We start from the raw sequence: 22,876 nt of genomic DNA on the forward strand, positions 1-22,876 counted from the left end.
CCTGCATGGAACCCCGCACGACCGACATCCACCAACTTTTCGCCGACTTGCGCGGCATGCCCGACGTGGCCGAAGAGACGCTGCCCGCGCCCTCGGCCGAGGCCCTGGCGTGGATGCCCTACCATCCCGACCTGACGCTGTGGCGCAAGGCGCTGCGCGACGCCGACATGTCGATTCCGTGGGTGGCGGAAGACCTCTATCTGTTCAGCCATCCCACGTCCCTGCAGGCCGCGCAGATCGGCTATGCCATGGATGCCGACGGCAGGCCGCTGGAAGGCTGGCCGGACGACTGGATCGTGCTGGGCCACGCGCTGGGCGACCCCATCATCGGCCGGTTGGCCCTGGCGCACATCGAGGTGATGTTCGCGCGGCACGGGGCGGGCAGCTGGCAGCCCCAGGTCCTGGCCGCGCGCATGGAAGACCTGGCCGCCGCGCTGCACGCCTGGGGCGACCTGTTCCTGCGCCAGCATGGGCAGGACGTGTACGACGATACCTATGCCTTGCGGCCCGGGTTCGTGCAGGCGTTGCAGGCGCGCATCCGCGAGGTCCTGCCGCAGGAGCAGGCCGACGTCTTCATGCAGATGGTCGAGGGCTGAAGGCCGAGGCCGGGTCGTAGTGCGCACGGCAGGTGCATACAATGGTTCATCGCTGGCCCGCCGTTCACGCCGACTCGTTCACCGGACCGGCGGGCCCACCCGACCCCTGGAATGGATGACTGCCTTGGCCCCCGAATCGAAAGCCTCTCCGCCACCTTCCCCGCAGCATCAGGCGCTGGCCCGCCACGCGTGGTCCATCATCGGCGGCAAGCCGGTCGTGCGCGCCTATCACCATGACGAGATCGACGGCCTGTCCATCGACCTGCTGGAAGTGCGTGACCAGCCGGAAGAGGGACTGACCTCGTTCAGCACCCTGGGCCTGTTCGCCAGCGAGCTGCGGCACGACGACGGCGAGCCCATGAAGACCCGCATCGAGCTATGCGCCGACATGCCGGACGACCTGGCGCTGTGGGCCAACGTGATGGCCACGGCGGCCTTCGCGCTGATGCGCGGCGGCCAGGCCGTGCGCCCGGGCAGCGTGCTGCCGGACTGTGTGTCCGAATACTATCCGAAGACCACCACGCCGCACCTGTACCTGTGCGCCCCGTTCTCCTGGAACGACGGCGAGTTCCCGCGCATCGAACTGGAAGACTTCATGGTCAACTGGCTGCAGGTGTTCCCGATCTCGCAGGCCGAACTCGACTACGTCGAGAAGCACGGCGGCGAAGCCTTCGAGGACCAGATGCTGGAACACAACCCCGACATCTACGACCTGACGCGCAAGTCGCTCTGGTAGTCAACCGCCAGCCTGTCAGAACGAATACGAGGCCCCCACGCCGGCCGTCCACGTTCGGCCGGGCGCGGGTTCATAGTAGCGGCCGTTGCCTTCGTTCACGATGACCGAGCCCGCGTACTGGCGGTCGAACAGATTGTCCACGCGCGCATAGGCGTCGATGCGCCAGGCCGCCACGCGCCACGCGTAGCCCGCGCTGACCGACGCGATGACGTAGCTGGGCGCGGCATCGGTATTGGCGTCGTTGGCGTAGATTTTGCTCAGGTAGCGGGCATCCACGCCCGCCTGCCAGCCCTCAGGCGGCTGCCATGACAACCCCGCGTAGAACGCGTGCCGCGCCGTGCCGGGAATGCGGTTGCCGGCCTGGATGACGTCCGAGACCGAGTCGCGATAGCGCGCGTCCAGCCACGAATAGGCCAGCTGCATGCGCGCATGGCTGGCGAAGTCGTGGCGCCATTCCAGTTCGGCGCCGTTGCGGCGCGTGCGGCCCGCGTTGCGGAAGGTGCTGCGCCCGCCGATGCTGGTGTCCGGCACGATCTCGTCGTCGGTGCTGGTCTGGAACACCGCGGCGGTCAGCAGGCCGGTCGGCAGTTGCAGCTTGGCGCCCACCTCGACGTTGTTGCTGACGGACGGCGCCAGCCCGAAGTTCATGCCCGGCTGCGCGCCGGGTCGATACGACAGCTCGTTGAAGGTCGGCGTCTCGAAGCCGCGGCCGTACGACACGTAGACGCTGGCGTCCTGCGTGGGTGCGTAGCGCAGCGCCGTCACCGGCAGCAGCTTGCGGTAGCGCGCGCCGCCGCTGTCGTCGCCGTTGCCGGCCACGATGTAGTCGTCGTCGGAATCGAAGCGCACGGTGCTGTAGCGCAGGCCGGCATCCAGCGTCCAGCGCGGCTGGAACTGCCACGAGGCCTGGGCATAGGGATCGAGGTTGTAGACGTTGTTGGTCTCGTCGCGGCGCAGCGCGCCGCGCACGCCCAGCTGCGTGGGGCTGGTGTAATTGTTGTAGCCCTTGCGGCGCTCTTCCATGGTGTCGTACGAGAGGCCGCCCACCAGCGTCAGCGGGCCGCCTGCCAGGGTGCGGCGGCCGGTCCAGCGCAGGTCGGCGCCGCCGTATTCGCGGTGCAGGTCGATCACGCCGCCGGCATGCGTGGCGGGCTGCTGCACCGCCACCGGGATCGATTGGTATTGCACGGTATCGCGCTGGCCGTAGTACAGCATGGCGCGCAGCGAGTCGCCGCCGCCCAGGTCGCGGTCGTAGACCAGGCCGCCCTGGGTCTGCCGCACCGTCTTGCGGGTGTCGAAGGCAATGGCGGGATCGGCCACGCCGCGCGGATCGCGTTCGAATTGCTCGCGCGTCAGGCCCAGCGGGTCCTGCGCGGACAGGTTCACGCTGTTCATCACCAGGGTCAGCCGGCTGTCCTCGTCCAGCTGCAGGCCCAGCTTGGCATTGCCCAGCGTCTTGCGCGCGGCGCTGTGGTCGCGGTAGCCGTCGGTGGTCATGCGGTTGACGCTGACCACGTAGTCCAGCTCGCCCACGGCGGAACCCGAGCCCGTCACGCCGCTGGCCTTGGCGCCGTAGCGGATGGTGCGGTCGCTGCCCGCCGAAAAGCTGCCCGACAGGCTGGGCGGCCGCGCCCCGTCCTCGGTGAATATCTGCACCACGCCGCCCGACGAGTTGCCGTACAGCGCGGAATAGGGGCCGCGCAGCACTTCCACGCGGTCGATGGACGCGATGTCGATGTTGGACGTCTGGCCCTGGCCGTCGGGCATGGTGCCCGGGACGCCGTCCACGTACAGCCGCACGCCGCGCACGCCGAAGGTGGAGCGCGCCCCGAAGCCGCGGATCGACAGCTGCAGGTCCTGCGCGTAGTTCTGGCGGTTCTGGATCTGCAGGCCGGGCACGCCGCCCAGCCCTTCCGACAGGTTGATGCCCGGCTGGCGCGCGCGCAGCGCGGCGCCTTCCACGACGTCGGCCGAAGCCGGCGTGTCCAGCACCGAGGTGCCGACCCGCGTGCCGCTGACCACCACGGGCGCCAGCGTGGTGGTGGGCGTCTGCTGGGCGGTGGCGAATGCGGACATGCCGGTCAGCGCCAGGCCGATCGCCATGGACAAGGGGCGGAGCGCGCGGGGCAGGGCAGGGCGCATGCGGAAACCTGTAGGGAATGAGGCAGCCCTGAACGGCGGTGGGCTGGCGCGGGCAGGCGAGAACGAATCGGTATCGCGCGGACGCCTCGCGGGCGCCGTTACGCAGGATACCAGCCTGGCCGCGTCGCCTCGGCTACGGTTCGAAGCGGCTTCTGGACATTCCCTTGACTTCCGACCTACCAGTAGATAGCATCAAATTTCGCCCGCAAGACCCTGCCGCCATGTCCGAAACCTCCCAAGCCGCACCCGCCGCCAAGTCCCTCGGCGCAGCATCGGGCAGCACCCGCGACCAGCTCATCTGCCATGCGCAGACCTTGATGCGCGAGCGCGGCTACAACGGTTTCAGCTATCGCGACCTGGCCGAGCACGTAGGCGTGAAGACGGCCAGCATCCACTACCACTTTCCGCAAAAGGAAGACCTGCTGCTGGCGGCGGTCGAGGACTACACCGGCCGCGCCATGCAGGCGGTGCGCGGCGTAGACGAATCCTTGCCGGCCCAGCAGCGCCTGGCGCGGTACGCCGCCCTGTTTACGCGGCAGGCGGGCGACCAGGTCTGCATGTGCGGCATGCTGACCGCCGACTTCAACTCGGTGCCCGATTCTGTGCGCCACGCGCTGCAGAATTTCTATCGCCAGCACGAGAACTGGCTGGCCAAGGTCTTTGCCGAGGGCGCGCGCGACGGCACGCTGAAGTCGTCGGGCGATCCTCAGACCGACGCTCGCACCTTGTTCTCCGCGCTGCAGGGCGCGCTGCTGGCCTCGCGCCTGTTCCAGTCGCCCGACCGTGTGCACGACGTGTTCGCGTCGGTGCAACGCGCGCACCAAACCCAGACGGCCTGATGCCCCGGGGGCCTGCATCGCAGGCATCCCAGGGCACATATCCTTCACTCCAACGTTTCGTTCAGGCCGCGGTCGCCAGCGCCGGCAGGAGGTCGCGCAGCCGTTCGCTGTCGCCAAACAGGCGCGATGCGCACAGGCTGCCTTGCAGCGCCGCGAAGACCGCGCGTGCGCCGGCCTTGCAATCGGGCTGCGCCGGCAGCGAGCCGTCGCGCGCGCCTTCGGCCAGCACATCGGCCAGCCAGTCTTCATTGGCGCGGTAGAACGCCTGCAGGGCGGGGCGCACGGGCGCGGGCAGCGAGCCCAGGTCGGCCGCCAGGGCGCCGCCCAGGCAGACGCGGGCGGTGCCGCCGAATGTTCGTGTGTGCAGGGCGATGTACTGCTGCAGCTTGCCAGCGGCCGGCAGGTCCGGCGCGATCGTCCGTATGGCCGTGCGCCATTGCGCATGGTAGGCCTCCACGGCGGCGAGCAGCAGGTCTTCCTTCTGGGGGAAGTGATAGTGGATGCTTGCGGTCTTGATGCCCACCAGCTCAGCGAGGTCGCGGTAGCTGAAGCCGTTGTAGCCGCGTTCCTGGATCAGGCGCTGGGCGTGGGCGACAAGCTGGTTGCGGGTGGTTTCGGTATCCATGATGCAGCTCCGGATGAGGATTCAGTGTGCGACGGCTCCTGTAGAGGCGGCCGGAAATGGCCAGCGGAACGGACGCTCGGCAGGCTTGCCCGCGGCCGCCCCGCGCCGTCGCGGGCGGGGCGTGCCGGTGGACAAGGGTCGGGCGTCCGGTGCGTGGTGCCGGGTCATCAGTTGACCTGGTAATCCAGTTCACCGAAGCTGACCTGGCCGGCGTTGCGGGCCTCGGCCAGTTCCTGGCGGACCTGGGCGCGGGACACCGTGCTGGACGCGGCCTGGCCGGCGAACGCGGGACCGTCGGATTCGGCCTGGAACGTCAGTCCGTTCGCGCGGGCGTCAGCCAGTTCGGCGAGCACCTGGGCGCGCGTCTTGGCGCCTTGTTCTTGTTGCCCGTAGACGCCCTGGAACGGGGTGTCGTTGGGTTCGACGTTGTCGGCGGCATAGGCGTTCACACCGAACAGGATCAGCAGGCTGGCGGCAAAGGCTTTCATGGTTGGCTCCTTGGATTCCGTCTGTACGGAAAGGTTATCTAGCAGTAGGTAGGTTTAGGTCGAAATTTTTTAGGGCCGGAGATCAGGCGCCGTCGGGATACCAGGCGTTGGCACGGTCGGCGTGGATCGGGGCGATGTCCGCTTGCGCACGGTTCGGGGTGACGCCGGTGTAGGCGGGCTGGTCGGCTTCACCGAAGGTCAGTTGGCCTTGGGCGCGGGCGGCGGCCAGTTCGGCTTGCACTTGCGCGCGGGTCTTGCTGGCGTGCTCTTGTTGACCGTAGACGCCCTGGAACGGGGTGTCGTTGGGTTCGACGTTGTCAGCGGCGTGGGCGGCGGCGCCGATCAGGCTGGCGGCAAGGATCAGGGTCGAGGCGATGGTCTTCATGATGATTTCCTTTTAAAGTCTTTGGTCAGGGTGCTTATCTATTCATAGGTAGGTAAGCGGTCAAATAAAAAAGCCGGTCTGGATGTCTGGGCGTTGCGTCGTTGTCGTTGCGTCGTCCATGGATCAAATATTACCTACTACTAGATAGGTGCGCAAGCGAAATTTTCGGGTTAACCCTGGAATTTCGCTCTTAAATTGCAAGCAGATATTTCCATGCGCCCTTTTCTCCTATGAGGGCGGGAATAGACTGCCCCCGCGATACTCTAATTCCCGGGGCGGCGCGCTGGCGCCGCAGCAAGCTCTTGCAGGAGGTCCGCGTGAACATTCCTTCAGATCTGGCCGTACGACTGATCGGCGTGCCGACCGACATCGGGGCGGGCGTGCGGGGCGCCTCCATGGGCCCGGAGGCGCTGCGGGTGGCGGGCATCGCGGACATGCTGGCGCGGCGCGGGCTGCGCGTCGAGGACGCTGGCAACCTGCAGGGGCCCACCAATCCCTGGAGGCCTCCCGTGGACGGCTACCGGCATCTGGACGAAGTGGTGGCCTGGAACACGCTGGTGCGCGATGCCGTGGGCCAGGCCCTGGCCGACGGCTGCCTGCCGATGATGCTGGGCGGCGACCACAGCCTGGGCATCGGCTCGATCAGCGCCGTGGCGCGGCATTGCCGGGCCGTGGGCCGCAAGCTGCGGGTGCTGTGGCTGGATGCCCACGCCGACTTCAACACCCACCTGCTGACGCCCACGGGCAATCTGCATGGCATGCCGGTGGCCTGCCTGTGCGGCAACGGCCCGCCGGCGCTGACCGGATTGTCGGGAGAGCGGCCGGCCATCGAACCCGGCTGGATCAGGCAGATCGGCATCCGCAGCGTGGACGAGGGCGAGCGCACGCTGGTGCACCAGGCCGGGCTGGAGGTCTACGACATGCGCTATCTGGATGAGGTGGGCATGCGCGCGGTGATGGACGCCGCGCTGGCGGGGCTGGATGCGGACACGCATCTGCACGTCAGTTTCGATGTGGACTTCCTGGATCCGGAAATCGCGCCGGGCGTGGGCACCACAGTTGCTGGGGGGCCGACATACCGCGAAGCGCAGCTGTGCATGGAGATGATCGCCGACACCGGATTGCTGCTTTCGGTTGACGTCGTCGAACTGAACCCGGCCCTGGACGTGCGCAATAAGACGGCTACCGTAGCAGTCGAATTGGTGGAAAGCCTGTTCGGGAAATCCACCCTGATGAGGGTGCCGAAATAGCCTGGCGGTCCAGGGAAAACCCGCTTGAATGCCACCGAAAAACGCGACACAGCCTATAACATACTAATGTGACAATAGTGCCATCGTAAATAAAAAGAAACGTTTGATTTTTTGCTGGGGTGTTATCAAAAGGTAAGAAGCGACAGGACATGTTAGATGTCATTGGTGGCCTCCAAGGGCGTGCATAGAATTCGCACGTCTGACGGGGTCGCCAGCGGGCGAGCCCGGTTCTTTTACCGCTGCGCGCCTGATGACGAACATGGAATTCGCCGATTTGCTGAAGACGCTGGAACCGAACCTGCCCTGCGGCGAAGACCTCGAGTACGACCCCGAGTTCCTTCAGTTGCAGCAGGCCACGGTGGGCAAGAGCGAGCAGCAGTTCGGCGCGACGATTATCCCGGCCCAGCCTCCTGACTGGCGCAACGTCGAGAAGCTGGCCCTGGCGTTGCTCGAGCGCACGCGCGACCTGCGCGTGATCGCCTTCCTGACCCAGGCATGGACCGAGATCCGCGGCGTGCCCGGTTATGCCCAGGGCGTGGCCCTCGCGGCCAGCACGCTGGAACACTATTGGGAAGACGTGCATCCGCGGCTGGATGTGTATGGCGAGGAAGACCCGATGCCGCGCATGAACGCGCTGGCGTCGCTGGGCGACCCGCTGGGCTGCGCCCGCAGCGTGCGTTCGGCGGTACTGCTGGACGACGTGCACGGCAAGCTGACGATGCGCGATGCCGAATCGCTGCTGGAAGGCAGCAAGACCGACACTGATTACCCCGGCGGCCGTCCGCGGCTGACCGAGAGCCTGCGCCAGGCGTGGCTGGGCCCCGAACCCGCGGTGCTGGCCGTCAGCGATGCCGCCGCCGCGTTGCGCGGTATCCAGGAACACACGACCAGCCGCCTGGGCGGCTCCTGGAGCCCCGATTATTCGGGCGTGCTGCGCAGCCTGGACACCGTGCGGCGCGTCTGGAGCGACATGGACTCGGGCACGGGCGTGGCGCCCGAGACGCCGCCCGAGATGACCGAGCAGGACCTGGGGGACGCCGTCGTCGCCGCGCCGGCCGCGGCGCTCGCCGAGCGCCCCACGGTCGTGCAGCACGTCGTGCGCTGGCAGGAGGCCCAGATCACCAGCCGCGAGGAAGCCGCGGCCATGCTGGCCAAGGTGTGCGCCTATTTCGAGGCGCACGAGCCCAGCCATCCCGCCCCCGTGCTGATCCGCCGCGTGCAGCAGCTCATTCCTCTCAGTTTCCACGAGATTCTGCGCAACCTGGCGCCGCAGGGTCTCGATCAGTTCGAAGCCTGGATCCCGCGCGACGCGGAAAACCGTACCCACACCGGTTCGTAAGCGTCCCGGCAAAAAACACTTCTTCGGGAGATCACAACGATGGCAAATACCACTCTGAAAGGCAGCGGACAGAAATTCATCGCCAGAAACCGTGCCCCGCGCGTGCAGATCGAGTACGACGTGGAGATCTACGGCGCCGAGCGCAAGATCCAGCTGCCGTTCGTCATGGGCGTGCTGGCCGACCTGGCCGGCAAGTCGGACACGCCGCAGCCCGACGTGAACGAGCGCAAGTTCCTGGATATCGACATCGACAACTTCGACGAGCGCATGAAGTCGGTCCGCCCGCGCGCCGCCTTCCAGGTCGAGAACTCGCTGACCGGCGACGGCCGCCTGAACGTCGACATCACGTTCGAGAGCCTGGACGACTTCTCGCCCGCCAACGTGGCGCGCAAGGTCGGCCCGCTCGATGAACTGCTGCAGGCCCGCACCCAGCTGGCCAACCTGCTGACCTACATGGACGGCAAGAACGGCGCCGAGGAACTGATCGGCAAGGTGCTGAAGAACCCCGCCCTGCTGAACTCGCTGGCCGCCGCGCCGAATACCACCGCTGCGCACGCCGCCGAATCCGGCGAAGCCACCGCGTCCAAGGACGCCAACTGAACCCGACGGATACGGAGAACGCCATGACAGCAGTGGCCAATCGCGCCAGTACCAACAAAGCAGTCGAGACGCTCGAAGCCGATGACCTCTCGTCGCTGCTGAAGAAAGAGTTCAAGCCCAAGACCGAGCAGGCCCGCGAGGCCGTCGAGCACGCCGTGCGCACCCTGGCGCACCAGGCGCTGCAGAACAGCGGCGTGGGCCTGTCGTCGGACGCCTATCGCACGATCCAGGCCATCATCGCCGAGATCGACCGCAAGATGTCCGAGCAGGTCAATCTGATCATGCACAACGCCGAGTTCCAGCAGCTCGAGGGTGCGTGGCGCGGCCTGCACTACCTGGTCACCAACACCGAGACCGACGAGCTGCTGAAGATCCGCTTCATGTGCATGTCGAAAAAGGACCTGGGCCGCACGCTCAAGCGCTACAAGGGCGTGGGCTGGGACCAGAGTCCGATCTTCAAGCGCGTGTACGAGGAAGAGTACGGCCAGTTCGGCGGCGAGCCCATCGGCTGCCTGGTGGGCGACTACCACTTCGACCACAGCCCCCCGGACGTGGAGCTGCTGGGCGAGATGGCGCGCATCTCGGCCGCCGCGCACTGCCCCTTCATCACCGGCGCCTCGCCAAACGTGATGCAGATGGATTCGTGGCAGGAGCTGGCCAACCCGCGCGACCTGACCAAGATCTTCACCAACACCGAATACGCCGCCTGGCGCAGCCTGCGCGAGTCGGAGGACGCGCGCTACATCGGCCTGGCCATGCCGCGTTTCCTGGCGCGCCTGCCGTACGGCGTGCGCACGAATCCGGTGGACGAATTCGATTTCGAGGAAGACACCGACGGCGCGAACCACGACCGCTACACCTGGGCCAACTCGGCCTATGCGATGGCGGCCAACATCAACCGTTCGTTCAAGCTGTACGGCTGGTGCACGTCGATCCGCGGCGTGGAATCGGGCGGCGCGGTCGAGAACCTGCCGTGCCACACGTTCCCGACCGACGACGGCGGCGTGGACATGAAGTGCCCCACCGAAATCGCCATCAGCGACCGCCGCGAGGCCGAGCTGGCCAAGAACGGCTTCATGCCATTGGTGCATCGCAAGAACTCCGACTTCGCGGCCTTCATCGGCGCGCAGTCGTTGCAAAAGCCGCAGGAGTACCACGACGCGGACGCCAGTGCGAACGCCAAGCTGGCCGCGCGTCTGCCGTATCTGTTCGCCTGCTGCCGTTTCGCGCACTACCTCAAGTGCATCGTGCGAGACAAGATCGGTTCGTTCCGCGAGCGCGATGAAATGGAACGCTGGCTGAACGACTGGATCATGAATTACGTGGATGGCGATCCGGCCAATTCCTCGCAGGAAACCAAGGCGCGCAAGCCGCTGGCCGCCGCCGAGGTGCAGGTCCTGGAGATCGAGGACAACCCTGGGTACTACTCCGCGAAGTTTTTCCTGCGGCCGCACTATCAGCTCGAAGGGCTGACGGTATCGCTGCGACTGGTGTCCAAACTGCCTTCGCTCAAACAGAACGAGGGTTGAGGGCACATTCACGGGCCAGGCATTCCGCCTGGCATTCAATGCGACTTTAAGGGAGAAAGTAAGTGGCTGTTGACATGTTCATGAAGATCGAAGGCGCCAATGGCGAATCCAAGGACGCCAACCACAAGGAATGGACCGATATCGTGTCCTTCTCGTGGGGCGCCACCCAGCCGGCCACGCTGGCTACCGGCGGCGGCCAAGGCGCTGGCAAGGCCAGCTTCAACGACCTGCACGTGGTTGCCCGCATCGACAAGGCTGCCCCCGCTGTCATGAAGCATTGCGCCAGCGGCAAGCACCTGAGCAAGATCGAACTGTCGATCTGCAAGGCCGGCGGCCAGCAAGTCGAGTACAGCAAGGTCACCCTGGAAGAAGTGCTGGTGACGTCGGTGCAGGTTGCCGCCGACAACGGCTCCGAAGCCGTGCTGGTGAACTACGCTTTCCAGGCTGCGCGCGTGCGCCAGCAATACTGGGAGCAGACTGCTTCGGGCGGCAAGGGCGCCGAAAGCCTGGTCGCCTGGGACATCAAGCAGAACAAGGAAGTCGGCTGATCCGCCTCCGGCGTATAGCCCGCTTTCCAGCGTAGCAAACGCGGGGCGCGATCGGGCCTGGCAGGCCCTCGCGACCCCGCCATTTCGTTTCAAACGGCGTTTTCAAAGAATTCTTCTTCGAACCGGGATGTCATCCATGCAGAACTCCGTCTTGTCCTTGCGTGACGGCAGCCTGTCGCAGCACCTCGAGGCCATCGAGTCGCGCATCCGCCGCGCTCCCGACGACGCCGATCTGCGCGCCCAGCTGTTCCAGCTGGCCGCCGTGCAGGGCGACTGGAAGCGCGCCGCCGACCAACTGCGGCTGTGCTCGCAGTTCAGCATGCAGTCCCGCCCCATGGCCATGATGTACACGCAGGCCATCGAGGGCGAAAAGCAGCGCGAGCAGGTGCTGGCCGGTAACGGCGCCCCGGTTTTCTTCGCGTCGCACCCGGAGTGGTGCGACCTGATGGTCCAGGCGCTGCACGCCGACGCCGCCGAGCCCGAAAAGGCCGCCGGGCTGCGTGCGCAGGCGCTCGAGGCCGCACAGGTCAGCGCGGGCGCGCTGACCGGCGCCGCCGACGAGGCGGCTCCCGAACCGTATGCGTGGATCGGCGACGGCGACAGCCGCCTGGGCCCGGTCTGCGAACTGATCACCGCCGGCCAGTACGGCTGGGTGCCCTTCGAGGACATCAGCGAGATCGCGCTGCTGGCGCCCGAGGGCCTGTGCGACGTGGTCTGGGCCCGTGCCGAGATCCTGCTGGCCGATGGCCGCACGCTGCCGGGCCTGATCCCGGCGCGCTATCCCGCGGCCCCCGGCGAACGCATGGCCGACCAGGAGGAACACCTGCGCCTGGGCCGCGTGACGCAGTGGCGCGAACTGGCCGACGGCACCTATGCCGGCGCCGGCCAGAAGATGTGGATCACCGACGCGGGCGAATTCGCGCTGCTGGACGTGCGCGGCCTGCGGCAAGAGGCCGCCTGATGGGCCACCGCAACGCCGGTGGCCCGCCGGAACGCCCGCCGCTGACGCGTGACGGCCGCGTCGCGCGCGACCGCCTGCAGCCTTCGCTGCTGGATCGCCTGATGGACAACGAGCCGCAGCGCCGCGGAGAAGCGGCCGAGGCGTCGATGCTGACGCACAACGAGCTGCGCAATGCCGTGCTGCGCGACCTGCGCTGGCTGCTGAACACCGTCAACCTGGAAACCACACAGGACCTGTCGGCCTACGACAGCGTACCGCGCTCCTGCCTGAACTTCGGCGTGCGCGCCATGGCCGGCCGCCGCATGTCGGACATCGACTGGGTCGACGTCGAGACGTCGATCCGCGACGCCATCGCCACCTTCGAGCCGCGCATCCTGGAATCGTCGGTCGAAGTGCGCTGCATCAGCGACACCGGCACGCTGGAGCACCACAACGTGCTCACGCTCGAAATCCGCGGCATGCTCTGGTGCGTGCCGTACCCCATGGAATTCCTGTTCCGCACCGACATCGACCTGGAGAGCGGACACATGGATCTGCGCGACGTCGGAGGTATCGCCTGATGGATGCGCGTCTGCTCGAGTACTACAACCGCGAACTCGTCTACATGCGCGAGATGGGCGCGGAGTTCGCCAAGCAGTTTCCCAAGGTGGCGGGCCGCCTGGGCATGCACGGCACCGAGGTCGCCGACCCCTACGTCGAGCGCATGCTGGAGGGCTTCAGCTTCCTGGCGGCGCGCATCCACCTGAAGATGGATGCCGAGTTCCCGCGCTTCACGCAGCGGCTGCTGGAAGTGGTGCACCCGCATTACCTGGCGCCCACGCCTTCGATGGCCGTGGTGCAGTTCTCGCCCAGCATGAACGAAGGCTCGCTGTCGGGCGGCTTCACATTGCCGCGCGGCACGATGCTGCGCGGCCGCCTGGCGCGCAACGAACAGACGCCTTGCGAATTCATGACCGGGCACGAAGTGCGGCTGTGGCCGCTGCGCGTGACCGAGGCCGAGTTCACCGGGCCGCCGCCCGACCTGCCGCTGTCGCGCATGGGCCTGGGCGGACGCAACGCCGGCGTGGTCAGCGCGCTGCGCATCCGCATCGAGGTGTGCGGCGGCGTGACGCTGGAAGAACTGGACCTGGACCAGCTGGTGTTCTACCTGAACGGCCAGGACGTGCCCATGCAGCGCCTGATGGAGCTGGTGATGGGCCACACGGTGGCCGTGCTGGCGCACGACAGCGCGCGCCCGACGGCGTGGATCAACCGCCTGCCTGCGGACACGCTGCGCCACGAAGGCTTCGCGGACGACCAGGCGCTGCTGCCGACCGAGACGCGCGTGTTCCAGGGATACCGCCTGCTGCAGGAATACTTCGCCTGCCCGCGCCGCTATCTGTTCTTCAGCCTGAACGGCCTGAAGCGCGGCCTGCGCACGGCGCGCGCGGCCGGCGCCAAGGGCGCGGGCAGGCCCGAGACGCGCAGCTTCGACCTGACACTGCTGCTGTCGGCGGCCGCGCCTGAACTGGAAGGCACGATCAGCGCCGAGAATCTGGCGCTGCACTGCTCGCCAGTGATCAACCTGTTCCCGCGCCGGGCCGACCGCGTGGCCGTGACGCCGCGCACCTACGAGTACCACGTGGTGGTGGACCGCACGCGTCCGATGGACTTCGAGGTCTACAGCGTGACGAAGGTGCTGGGGCACGTCTCCGCGCAGCGGCCCGAACAGGAGTTCCGGCCGTTCTACGGTTCGTTCGGCGCCGACACCGACGACTACGGCGCGTACTACTCGATGCGGCGCGAGCCGCGGCTGTCGTCGGACTCGGCGCGGCGCCACGGCACGCGCACCAGCTATACCGGCAGCGAAGTGTTCCTGTCGCTGGTCGACCGACAGGAGGCGCCGTTCTCCGGCGCGCTGCGGCACCTGACGCTGGAGACGCTTTGCACCAACCGCGACCTGCCGATGCTGCTGCCGTTGGGCGGCGAATCGGATTTCACGCTGCGCGTGTCCGCGCCCGTGAAGGCCGTGAAGGTGCTGCACGGCCCGACCCGGCCGTCGACGGCGCTGGCGGACAACGCCGCGTCGTGGCAGCTGATCAGCCACCTGGGCCTGCACTATCTCAGCCTGACCGACCTGGATTCGGACCAGGGCGCGCAGACCCTGCGCGAACTGCTGAACCTGTACGGCAACCTGGCCGACCCGGTGGTGCGCAAGCACATCTCGGGGGTGCGCCACGTGCAGGCCTCGCCGGTGCATCACCGCCTGCCGCTGCCCGGGCCCATGCTCTACGGGCGCGGCGTGCGCATCGACCTGCAGGTCGACGAAGCCGCCTTCTCGGGCATCAGCCCGTACCTGTTCGGCGCGGTGCTCGAGCAATTCTTCGCCCGTCACGTGTCCATCAACATGATGTCGGAGCTGGTCCTGTCGACGCTGCAGCGCGGCGAACTGGCCCGATGGCAGCCCCGCATGGGCAGCCGGCCCGCCGTGTAGCAAAAACGACTTTCAAGGAAGACCCATCATGCAAGCCGCCCAGCGCAGTTATCCCCAATACGATCCGGTCCACCTGATCGGCACCCTGGTGCGCCGTGGCGAGAACGGCGACTACGCCGTGCGCTGCGATGGCCGCGAATGGCTGGCGCGCCGCGCCGCCAGCTGCCTGCTGGCGCCCGAGGTGGGCGACACGGTGATGATCAGCGGCCCCGATGCATCGCGCGTCTACCTGATCGCCGTGATCGAGCAGGCCGATCCCGCCAGCGGCACGGTGGAAATGGAAGGGCGCATGGTGCTGCGTTCGCGCACCGGCGACGTGGCGCTGCAGGCCGCGGGCGACGTGCGCATCGCCGGCCGCGCGGGCGTGCGGGTCGAGACCGAGACGCTGCAGGTGCAGGCCAGGGAAGCGGGCTGCACCGCCGCGCGCATGAACTACCTGGCGGGCGAGGTGCACGGGGCCGTGGGCACCATGCGCCTGGTGGGCAAGGTCTACGAGGCCGTGGTGGACCGCTTGTCGCACCTGTCCCGCCTGGCTTTTCGCAGCGCCAGCGAGGTCGAGCACGTGCGCGTGGGCACGATGGACTACCAGGCCGAGCAGAGCGCGCGCGTGCATGCGCCCTATACCGTGGTGACCGCCGATGCGCTGGTCAAGGTCGATGCCAAGCAAGTCCACATGGGGTAGGCATGTCGGCGTCGACCATGGTTGATTCCTCGCCCGCGGCCGATTCCGATTGGGCCGACCCGGCGCCGGCCATGCCGATGCCTGCCGGACCCGGCGCGGGCGTGCGCGGGGGCGGCAACCTGCCCGAGGGCTTCTGGGAAGACCTGGAACGAGCGCCATACGCGCACGACCTGTTCCACGTGCTGCGCTGGATCGATGCCCGCGCGGGCGCGCGTTCGCCGCTGGGCCGGGACGCCTCGCCGCGCAACGAGCCCGTGCGCCTGCGGCAGGAGCCGTCGATGGCCTTCGCGCCAGCCACGCTGGCCTCGGCCAGGCTGGCGACGGAGAACGGCCCGCCCGAACTGTCCATCTACAGTTTCGGCCTGTTCGGCCCCAACGGCCCGCTGCCGCTGCACTTGACGGAACATGCGCGCGAACGCATGTTCCACCACGGCGATCCCACGCTCAGCGCCTTCGCCGACCTGTTCCATCATCGCCTGATCCTGCTGTTCTACCGCGCCTGGGCCGATGCGCAGAGCACCGTCAGCCTGGACCGGCGCGAGGAGCGCTTCACGCGTTACGTGGCCAGCCTGATGCACATGGGCGTGCCGTCCATGCGGCGCCGCGACAGCGTGATGGACCACGCCAAGTACTACATGGCGGGCCACCTGCTGCGCCAGACGCGCAATCCCGAGGGACTGCGCCACATCCTGGAGACCTTCTTCTCGCTGCCCGTGAAGGTGCGCGAGCACGTGCCGCAATGGATCCGCCTGGAACCGCGCCAGCGGCTGGGGCTGGGCGGGCGCGCGGGCCTGGGCCGGGACACGCTGCTGGGCGTGGCCGTGCGCGACGCGCAGCACAAGTTCCGCCTGGAAGTGGGGCCGCTGAGCCGCGACGACTATGTATCGTTCCTGCCGGGCGGCACGCGTGCCAGCCAGGTCACGCACTGGGTGCGGCATTACGTGGGTGTGGAGTTCGCCTGGGATTTCCGGCCCATCATGCGCCGCGACGAGGTGCGCGGCGTGCGGCTGGGCGAGGCAGCGCCGCTGGGATTGGCATCCTGGCTGGGCAACCGGCAGGAGCAGCAGGGCGACGCCGGAGAACTGCTGCTGGATTACGAAAGCCGCGAGCGCCAGCGGGGCGCGCGCGTCAGACAACCCGAGCAAGAGCAACCCGAGCAAGAGGAGCTGACAGCATGATCCCTGACATGACGTACGACGGCCAGGTGCTGACCTGGGGCGGCCATGGCAAGTTCCGCGCGACCAGCGGCATGCCTGGTTTCCAGACGCCGACCGAATCGTGCACGCCGGACGCCGGTCCTGTGCCGCCGGGCCTGTACAAGGTGTTCCTGGCCAACCAGGGCACGGCCCGCGACGATGGCCGCGAGATGTGCAACCTGGCACCGTCCTGGGGGATCCAGCAGATTCCGCGTGGCCAGGCCGCCGGCAGCTGCGAAGAGTACTGGGCCAACTGGGGCACCTACCGCGCCCGCATGGAAGCGGCCGACACGGCGACCGCCAACCGCTGCTCGGTCAAGCGCGGCGGCTTCTACCTGCACGACTCGATCAAGGGCTTCAGCCATGGCTGCATCGAGGTCGAGCAACGCATCTTCCCGCTGCTGCTGGGCTTCGCGAAATCCAGCGGCCGCAACACCGTGCTGCTGAAGGTCGACTACGTGGCCAACCGCGGCACCAATGGCGGCACCAAGGTCGGGGGCTGAGATGGCGGTCAGACGCGCGATGGTCCGCCTGGCCGCGGCCAGCCTGCCGGCGCTGCTTGCGCTGGCGCCGGCCGCCAGCCAGGCCGCTGGGCCGGTGAACATCAAGAACGCCCTGGCCGAATGCGTGCAGGTTGCGCCCGGCGTGCGCAGCGCCGAGCACAACCTGGTGCTGCAGCAACTGACGCTGCAGGTTGGCAAGTCGATCGGTCAGTGCGGCTGCAAGTCGGCCCTGGCCTCGTACCGCGCCACCGTCAAGCTGGACGGCGGCACGCAGAGCTTCACCCAGTCGGGCGTGTTTCCGATCATGAAATCGGGCGAGCGCACGCTGGTCCTTGCCAGCGATCCCCAGGTCGTCGGCGACCGCGCGATGGAGGTGACGCTGAGCTGCGCGCCGGCCGATTGAGCAAGTGCAGTGCAAGAAGACTGATGCGGTGAACAACTAAAGCAGTGCCATAACCCCTACCTTCGACGGAGCATCATGTCCGATATCGGCCGTGCCGACCTGTTCGGCAAACTCGACCCGCTGCTGTACAAGACGCTGGAAAGCGCCACGGCGTTCTGCAAGCTGCGCGGCAATCCCTACGTGGAACTGGTGCATTGGGTCCACACGCTGGCGCAGATGCAGGACAGCGATCTGCATCGCATCGCGCGCGCCTTCGAGATCGACTTCGGCCGCCTGCAACAGGACCTGGCCACGGCGCTGGACCAGTTGCCGCGCGGCGCCGGTTCGGTGTCCGACCTGTCCGAACACGTCGATAGCGCCGTCGAGCGGGCGTGGGTGCTCGCCTCGCTGCGCTACGGCGCCTCGCGCATCCGCAGCGGCCATCTGCTGCTGGCGCTGGCGCGCACCTACAGCCTGCGCAACGTCCTGGCGGGCATGTCGGGGCAGTTCAAGCGCATCGTGCCCGACGTGTTGATGGAACGCTTCGCCGAGCTGGTGCAGGGCTCGCCCGAGGACGCCGAGGCGCCGCCCCTGGCCGACGGCGGGTCCCCCGCCGCCGCCGGCGGCCCGGCGGGCGAGGGCGGTTCCGCGCTGGCCCGCTTCGCGGTGGACCTGACCGCGCAGGCGCGCGCCGGCAAGCTCGATCCGGTGTCGGGCCGCGACGAAGAGATCCGCCAGATGGTGGACGTACTGATGCGCCGCCGCCAGAACAACCCGTTGCTGGCCGGCGAGGCTGGCGTGGGCAAGACCGCCGTGGTCGAGGGCCTGGCGCTGCGCCTGGCGGCCGGCGACGTGCCGGGACCGCTGCGCGACGTGTCGCTGTACCTGCTGGACATCGGCCTGCTGCAGGCCGGCGCCGGCGTGAAGGGCGAGTTCGAGCAGCGCCTGCGCCAGGTGATCGACGAGGTGCAGTCCAGCGAGAAGCCCATCGTGCTGTTCATCGACGAGATCCACACGCTGATCGGCGCGGGCGGCGCGCAGGGCACGGGCGACGCCGCCAACCTGCTGAAGCCGGCGCTGGCGCGCGGCCAGTTGCGCACTATCGGCGCCACCACTTGGTCGGAATACAAGAAGTACATCGAGAAGGATCCCGCGCTGACCCGGCGTTTCCAGGTGATCCAGATCCACGAGCCCGACGAGGCGCGCGCGGTGCTGATGCTGCGCGGCCTGGCCGCCGCCCTGCAGTCGCACCACCGCGTGTTGCTGCTGGACGAGGCCATCGAGGCCGCGGTGCGGCTGTCGCATCGCTACATTCCCGCGCGCCAGCTGCCCGACAAGGCCGTGGCGCTGCTCGATACGGCGTGCGCGCGCGTGGCCGTCAGCCAGCAGGCCGTGCCGGCCGCGCTGGAAGACGCGCGCCGCCGCATCGAGGCGCTGGACGTCGAACTGGGTATTGCCGAGCGCGAATCGCGCCTGGGCATCGGCGGTCCGGATCGCGTCTCCGACATCGAGGCGCAGTTGGTGGCCGTGCGTGAGGAAGAAGCCGGGCTGGCCGCGCGCTGGGACCGCGAGGCGCAATTGGCGCGCCAGGTGTTCTCCCTTCGCCAGAAGCTGGATCCCCAGGCCGATGCGCCGCCGGCCGCCGAGGCCGAGGCTGGCGAATCCCTTGCGTCCGCCGAAAGCGAGGCCGCCGCCCAGGCGCCGGCCGAACGGGACGAGGCCGCCGAGCAGGGCCTGCGCGACGAGCTGCGCCAGGCCAATGCCGAGCTGGTCAGCAGCCAGGGCGAGAATCCGCTGATCCATCCCGCGGTGGATGCGTCCGCCGTGGCGGCCGTGGTGGCCGACTGGACCGGCATCCCGGTGGGCCGCATGGTGCGCGACGAAGCGCGCGCCGTGCTGGACCTGGCCGACACCCTGGAGCGCCGCGTGATCGGCCAGCGCCATGCGCTGGACACCATCGCGCAGCGCATCCAGACGGCCCGCGCCCGCCTGACCGATCCGGGCAAGCCCGTGGGCGTGTTCCTGCTGTGCGGCCCCAGCGGCGTGGGCAAGACCGAGACGGCGCTGGCGCTGGCCGAGTCGCTGTATGGCGGCGAGCAGAACCTGATCACCATCAACATGAGCGAGTTCCAGGAGTCGCACACCGTCTCCACGCTGAAGGGCGCGCCGCCCGGATACGTGGGCTACGGCGAGGGCGGCGTGCTGACCGAGGCCGTGCGCCGCCGGCCGCACAGCGTGGTGCTGCTGGACGAGGTGGAGAAGGCCCATGCCGACGTGCACGAGATCTTCTTCCAGGTCTTCGACAAGGGCTGGATGGAAGACGGCGAGGGCCGCTACATCGACTTCCGCAACACGGTCATCATCCTGACGGCCAACGTGGGCTCGGACCTGATCGCGCGCCTGTGCGCCGATCCCTCGCTGATGCCCGAGCCCGACGCGCTGGCCACGGCGCTGCGCGCGCCGCTGCTCGAAGTCTTTCCGGCCGCGCTGCTGGGCCGCCTGGTGGCGGTGCCGTACCTGCCGCTGGCCGACGACGTGCTCAAGCGCATCGTGGCGCTGCAGTTCGGCCGCGTGGCCAGCCGCCTGCAGGAAAACCACGGCATCACGCTGGAGGTGGACCCGTCCGCCGAGGCGCTGGTGGTGGAACGTTGCACCGAGGTGGAGTCGGGCGGCCGCATGGTCGACGCCATCCTGACGCACCGCGTGCTGCCGAAGATCAGCCGCGAACTGCTGGGCGCCTCGCTGGGCAGCGACGGGCACGGCTGGACCCGCCTGCGCCTGTCGGCCAAGGACGGCGAGTTCGCCTACGAGTACGCCTGAGCCCGAAGGGCAGGGGCGCACGCAAGACGGGCCGGCGATTGCCGGCCCGTCGTCATTTGCAGCGGTAGATGTCGCGGCGGGCCGGCCTGTGATGGCCGCCCGGCGCGTGCGTCAATGGTCGTTGTCGTGGCCGCCGCGAGTGCGGTCGCCGTGAACACGGTCGCCGTGAACACGGTCGCCGTGACTACGGTCGCCGTGACTACGGTCGGTGCCGCGCTCGTTGCCCGTCCGGGCGGGCGCGCGCGGCGCGGCTGGGCGCAGGAACGAGCCCGACATGGGCGCGTTGTCGCGCGTGGACATGCGGCCGTCGGACTCGCGCGGACGCTGCAGCGTGTCGCGCACGGGGTCGGAACGCATCGACGTCAGCGGGTCGTGCGCAGGCAGCGTCGACGGCGTCTGGTCGGCGAACACGTCATGGCCGCCATGCGGCGCATCGAACATCGCCAGGGGATCGCGCTGGGGGCGCGACACCGAGGCGTCTCCGCGGGGCAGGTGCGACAGCGGATCGGCCGCGTTGCGCTTCTGGGCGGACTCCATCTCGAACGGATGGGCCGAGACGTCGGACACCGTGCCCACCGGCAGCGTGCCCGGGCCGAACAGGCCGCTGAAGACGTCTTCGGGCGGCTGCTGCGGTTCGGGTTCGGGGGCGAGCGGGGCGGGCGCCGCGCTCAGCAGCGGGTCCCGATCGCCGGCGGGCGGCTTGCCCAGGGCGTCGAAATCGGACAGGTCGGGGAAGTCCGGCGGCGCCATGGGATGAGGCGCCGCGGACGGTGCGGGCGGGATGGGGTCGCGGTCGACCGGGTCGCGATCGACCGGGTCGCGGTCGACCGGGGCCCGTGCGGCCGATTCGGATGCCACGGCGGCGGGCTGCGGGGCCGCGGCCGGGGCGCGCGGCGGCTCCGGAATGGGTTCGGGCGCGTACAGAGGCTCGGGCGCACGCGGGGCCGCGGCCGGGGCGGCCATGGAGACGGCCGCCGTGGACACGCCCGCCGTCGAGACGACCGCCGGAGAAACCGGTGTTGGCGACACGGCCGCCGCCGCCACCGAAGTGGGCGCAGCCGGAGGCGCCGCAACGAAGCCCGCCGCGGCCACTGGCCCCAGCGTCGGCGCCGTACTGGGCCCCGCCGCGGCCGCCACGGCCGGTTGCGTCACTTCCACGCCCAGCACGTAGGCACCGATGCGCAGCGTGTCGCCGGGTGCGATGGACAGTTCCTGGCCGGCGGCCAGCGGTACGTCGTTGACGCTGACGAAGCTCATCGAGCTGAGGTTGCGCAGGCGGCAGGCGTAGGGATCGACGCGCAGGGCGGCCTGCACGCGGCACAGCTTGCCGGACTCGTCCGGCAGTACCAGATGATTGGCGGGATCGCGGCCCAGCGTGCCGCCGGGAGCGCGGAACTCGGCCTGGCGTGGGGCGGCCGAGGCATCGGGATTGCGTTGGATCAGGGTGAGGGTCATGGCCGTCTTCCTTATTGCCGGGGCCGGTCGGCGGCGCCGCCTGGGACGCCGCCCGGGTAGCCCTGCTCAGCCGTTCTGCGTCCCTTTCGCCTTGCGGAAGACCGGTCCCCACTGCGGATGGCCCGCCTCGCTGGGCGACAGCGTGAAGCTGGGATCGATGGCCAGAATGCGGTGGAATCCGTCTTCGCACAGCTGCCGGTAGTCGGTCAGGCAATAGCTGAACGACTGCAGCTTCAGCGCCTCGATGCGGACCTCGGTGGTGGATTGATGCAGGACGTCCGACGTCGCCACCTGGCGGATCACGTCGCCATAGCGGCCAGCGTTGTAGGCATCGCGCACCTGCTGCATCTGGTCGCGCGCCTCTTGCGTGAGGACGACCGGAGCCGGGGAGGTGGGCGAGTTATTGGCGGCGCAGCCCGCCAGCAGTACCACGGCGGCCAACAGGCCGGAACGCACTTGCATTCTCATAGTGAGGGTCATGAGCGAACGGTGAGAGAACCCGCGGCGTTCGGCCAGGATGGCCGGTTACAGACGCGGACGTGCAGCGATGATAGCGGCCGCCTGCCCTGGAAATGATTCGGGTGGTAAACCAAATATGACCAATCGCGTAGCAGGTTCACCACTCCGTAACAGGCGTAACTATCTACATTTCGTCATAAAAAAGCCGTATGCCTGCCTTGAAGATACCGGCTTTCGTAACCAGGGAAGCGGGTGGCGCTATGGCGACGCGACGAGGATCATTCATGGAACGGGCGCTGCGAATGCTCAAGCTGGCTCCCCTGGTCATCCTTATGGCGGCCACCGTCGGATGTTCGTCCACCGCCAGCAAGCGGGCGGTGCCGTACGCCATCGAACTGTACGCCGATCCGAAGGTGAACCTGGACAAGAATGGCCGGCCCTCGCCGATCCAGGTCACGGTATTCGAGCTGCGCTCGTCCAGCGAATTCGAGGCGCGCGACTACTTCACGCTGCAGGGCGACCCGCAGGCGGCGCTGGGCAAGACCCTGCTGGAGACCGACCAGGTCATCCTGCAGCCGGGCGAAACCAAGAAAGTGACGCATCAGGGCAGCGTCGAGGCGCGCGTGGTCGGCATCGTGGCCGGCTACCGCGACCTGGAAAACAGCCAGTGGCGCCTGACCGTGCCGCTGCCCGAGGCGCAGAACACCAACATCTACAAGATCTGGCAATTCTCGCCCAACGAGGAGACCGTGCGCGTTTCCGTCGACGGCAAGGGCCTGAAGTTCGTCGACCGGGAGAGCTCCTGGTGGCCTTTCTGACGCAGGCCCGCGGCCCGGCGCCGCGTAGCGCAACCCGCCGACCCGGTCTG

At 68.3% G+C, this 22,876-nt stretch carries 23 protein-coding genes; 17 read left to right on the top strand and 6 right to left on the bottom strand.

The features are described 5' to 3' along the window. The first annotated feature begins 5 nt into the window (after window positions 1-5). Together FS845_RS02850 and FS845_RS02855 are read left to right on the top strand one after the other, a co-directional pair. Window positions 6-596, top strand: coding sequence for a hypothetical protein (locus tag FS845_RS02850; RefSeq protein ID WP_144630614.1), 591 nt, complete (start codon window positions 6-8; stop codon window positions 594-596). Between the two features lie 115 nt (window positions 597-711). After that, the gene (locus tag FS845_RS02855; protein WP_260986116.1) at window positions 712-1,332 is read left to right on the top strand and encodes a suppressor of fused domain protein; all 621 of its coding nucleotides are present in this window, start codon (window positions 712-714) and stop codon (window positions 1,330-1,332) included. Between the two features lie 15 nt (window positions 1,333-1,347). Here the strand turns inward: FS845_RS02855 and FS845_RS02860 are convergent, their stop codons facing one another. Beyond that, entirely contained in the window at window positions 1,348-3,435 is a 2,088-nt protein-coding gene (locus tag FS845_RS02860) for a TonB-dependent receptor family protein (RefSeq protein WP_409929257.1), read from the bottom strand. A gap of 260 nt (window positions 3,436-3,695) precedes the next feature. On the opposite strand from FS845_RS02860, the gene FS845_RS02865 reads away from it, so the two are divergent. Next, on the top strand, window positions 3,696-4,313 hold the full coding sequence (locus FS845_RS02865; protein ID WP_144630616.1) for a TetR/AcrR family transcriptional regulator: 618 nt from the start codon (window positions 3,696-3,698) through the stop codon (window positions 4,311-4,313). A gap of 61 nt (window positions 4,314-4,374) precedes the next feature. Here the strand turns inward: FS845_RS02865 and FS845_RS02870 are convergent, their stop codons facing one another. The 3 genes from FS845_RS02870 to FS845_RS02880 all read right to left on the bottom strand — a co-directional run bounded on the left by FS845_RS02870 (window position 4,375) and on the right by FS845_RS02880 (window position 5,811). Then, window positions 4,375-4,938 (bottom strand): TetR/AcrR family transcriptional regulator, encoded by a 564-nt coding sequence (locus FS845_RS02870; RefSeq protein ID WP_144630617.1) that lies wholly within the window; start codon window positions 4,936-4,938, stop codon window positions 4,375-4,377. A gap of 167 nt (window positions 4,939-5,105) precedes the next feature. Further along, window positions 5,106-5,426 carry a DUF4148 domain-containing protein gene (locus tag FS845_RS02875; RefSeq protein WP_144630618.1) on the bottom strand — a complete coding sequence of 107 codons (321 nt, stop codon included), beginning with the start codon at window positions 5,424-5,426 and terminating at the stop codon, window positions 5,106-5,108. 82 nt (window positions 5,427-5,508) lie between these two features. Continuing rightward, complete coding sequence (locus FS845_RS02880; RefSeq protein ID WP_144630619.1) at window positions 5,509-5,811, bottom strand: DUF4148 domain-containing protein; 303 nt, start codon at window positions 5,809-5,811, stop codon at window positions 5,509-5,511. 317 nt (window positions 5,812-6,128) lie between these two features. On the opposite strand from FS845_RS02880, the gene rocF reads away from it, so the two are divergent. The 13 genes from rocF to tssH all read left to right on the top strand — a co-directional run bounded on the left by rocF (window position 6,129) and on the right by tssH (window position 20,094). Then, window positions 6,129-7,061, top strand: coding sequence for an arginase (rocF, locus tag FS845_RS02885; RefSeq protein ID WP_409929245.1), 933 nt, complete (start codon window positions 6,129-6,131; stop codon window positions 7,059-7,061). Window positions 7,062-7,320: 259 nt separating this feature from the next. After that, the gene (tssA, locus tag FS845_RS02890) at window positions 7,321-8,400 is read left to right on the top strand and encodes a type VI secretion system protein TssA (RefSeq protein WP_144630621.1); all 1,080 of its coding nucleotides are present in this window, start codon (window positions 7,321-7,323) and stop codon (window positions 8,398-8,400) included. Between the two features lie 39 nt (window positions 8,401-8,439). Further along, window positions 8,440-9,000: a type VI secretion system contractile sheath small subunit gene (tssB, locus tag FS845_RS02895; RefSeq protein ID WP_144630622.1), complete on the top strand. Its 561-nt coding sequence runs from the start codon at window positions 8,440-8,442 to the stop codon at window positions 8,998-9,000. Between the two features lie 23 nt (window positions 9,001-9,023). Further along, window positions 9,024-10,529 carry a type VI secretion system contractile sheath large subunit gene (gene tssC / locus FS845_RS02900; RefSeq protein ID WP_144630623.1) on the top strand — a complete coding sequence of 502 codons (1,506 nt, stop codon included), beginning with the start codon at window positions 9,024-9,026 and terminating at the stop codon, window positions 10,527-10,529. A gap of 80 nt (window positions 10,530-10,609) precedes the next feature. Then, window positions 10,610-11,077 (top strand): Hcp family type VI secretion system effector, encoded by a 468-nt coding sequence (locus tag FS845_RS02905; protein WP_144630624.1) that lies wholly within the window; start codon window positions 10,610-10,612, stop codon window positions 11,075-11,077. Between the two features lie 136 nt (window positions 11,078-11,213). Continuing rightward, on the top strand, window positions 11,214-12,038 hold the full coding sequence (locus tag FS845_RS02910) for a type VI secretion system accessory protein TagJ (protein ID WP_144630625.1): 825 nt from the start codon (window positions 11,214-11,216) through the stop codon (window positions 12,036-12,038). Further along, window positions 12,038-12,598, top strand: coding sequence for a type VI secretion system baseplate subunit TssE (gene tssE / locus FS845_RS02915; protein WP_144630626.1), 561 nt, complete (start codon window positions 12,038-12,040; stop codon window positions 12,596-12,598). Before FS845_RS02910 ends, tssE begins: the two co-directional genes overlap by 1 nt. Further along, window positions 12,598-14,511: a type VI secretion system baseplate subunit TssF gene (tssF, locus tag FS845_RS02920; RefSeq protein WP_144630627.1), complete on the top strand. Its 1,914-nt coding sequence runs from the start codon at window positions 12,598-12,600 to the stop codon at window positions 14,509-14,511. Before tssE ends, tssF begins: the two co-directional genes overlap by 1 nt. Window positions 14,512-14,539: 28 nt before the next feature. Next, a complete protein-coding gene (locus tag FS845_RS02925; RefSeq protein WP_144630628.1) occupies window positions 14,540-15,193 on the top strand; it encodes a DUF3540 domain-containing protein in 654 nt (217 codons plus the stop codon). Window positions 15,194-15,270: 77 nt separating this feature from the next. Then, window positions 15,271-16,371 (top strand): type VI secretion system baseplate subunit TssG, encoded by a 1,101-nt coding sequence (tssG, locus tag FS845_RS02930; RefSeq protein ID WP_186332168.1) that lies wholly within the window; start codon window positions 15,271-15,273, stop codon window positions 16,369-16,371. Beyond that, on the top strand, window positions 16,368-16,892 hold the full coding sequence (locus FS845_RS02935; protein WP_144630629.1) for a tlde1 domain-containing protein: 525 nt from the start codon (window positions 16,368-16,370) through the stop codon (window positions 16,890-16,892). Before tssG ends, FS845_RS02935 begins: the two co-directional genes overlap by 4 nt. Window position 16,893: 1 nt before the next feature. Continuing rightward, entirely contained in the window at window positions 16,894-17,295 is a 402-nt protein-coding gene (locus FS845_RS02940; protein WP_260986118.1) for a DUF2195 family protein, read from the top strand. 75 nt (window positions 17,296-17,370) lie between these two features. Beyond that, the gene (gene tssH, locus FS845_RS02945; protein ID WP_144630630.1) at window positions 17,371-20,094 is read left to right on the top strand and encodes a type VI secretion system ATPase TssH; all 2,724 of its coding nucleotides are present in this window, start codon (window positions 17,371-17,373) and stop codon (window positions 20,092-20,094) included. Window positions 20,095-20,205: 111 nt separating this feature from the next. Here the strand turns inward: tssH and FS845_RS02950 are convergent, their stop codons facing one another. Both FS845_RS02950 and FS845_RS02955 read right to left on the bottom strand, forming a co-directional pair. Further along, complete coding sequence (locus FS845_RS02950) at window positions 20,206-21,549, bottom strand: FHA domain-containing protein (RefSeq protein WP_144630631.1); 1,344 nt, start codon at window positions 21,547-21,549, stop codon at window positions 20,206-20,208. Window positions 21,550-21,615: 66 nt separating this feature from the next. After that, window positions 21,616-22,017, bottom strand: a complete 402-nt coding sequence (locus FS845_RS02955; protein WP_144630632.1) for a TssQ family T6SS-associated lipoprotein — start codon at window positions 22,015-22,017, stop codon at window positions 21,616-21,618. 293 nt (window positions 22,018-22,310) lie between these two features. Between FS845_RS02955 and tssJ the strand changes: the two genes are divergently transcribed. Next, window positions 22,311-22,826, top strand: a complete 516-nt coding sequence (gene tssJ / locus FS845_RS02960; protein ID WP_186332169.1) for a type VI secretion system lipoprotein TssJ — start codon at window positions 22,311-22,313, stop codon at window positions 22,824-22,826. The last annotated feature ends 50 nt before the right edge of the window (window positions 22,827-22,876 follow it).

The organism is Bordetella genomosp. 13 (assembly GCF_007679965.1).
Classification (GTDB): Bacteria; Pseudomonadota; Gammaproteobacteria; order Burkholderiales; family Burkholderiaceae_B; genus Bordetella.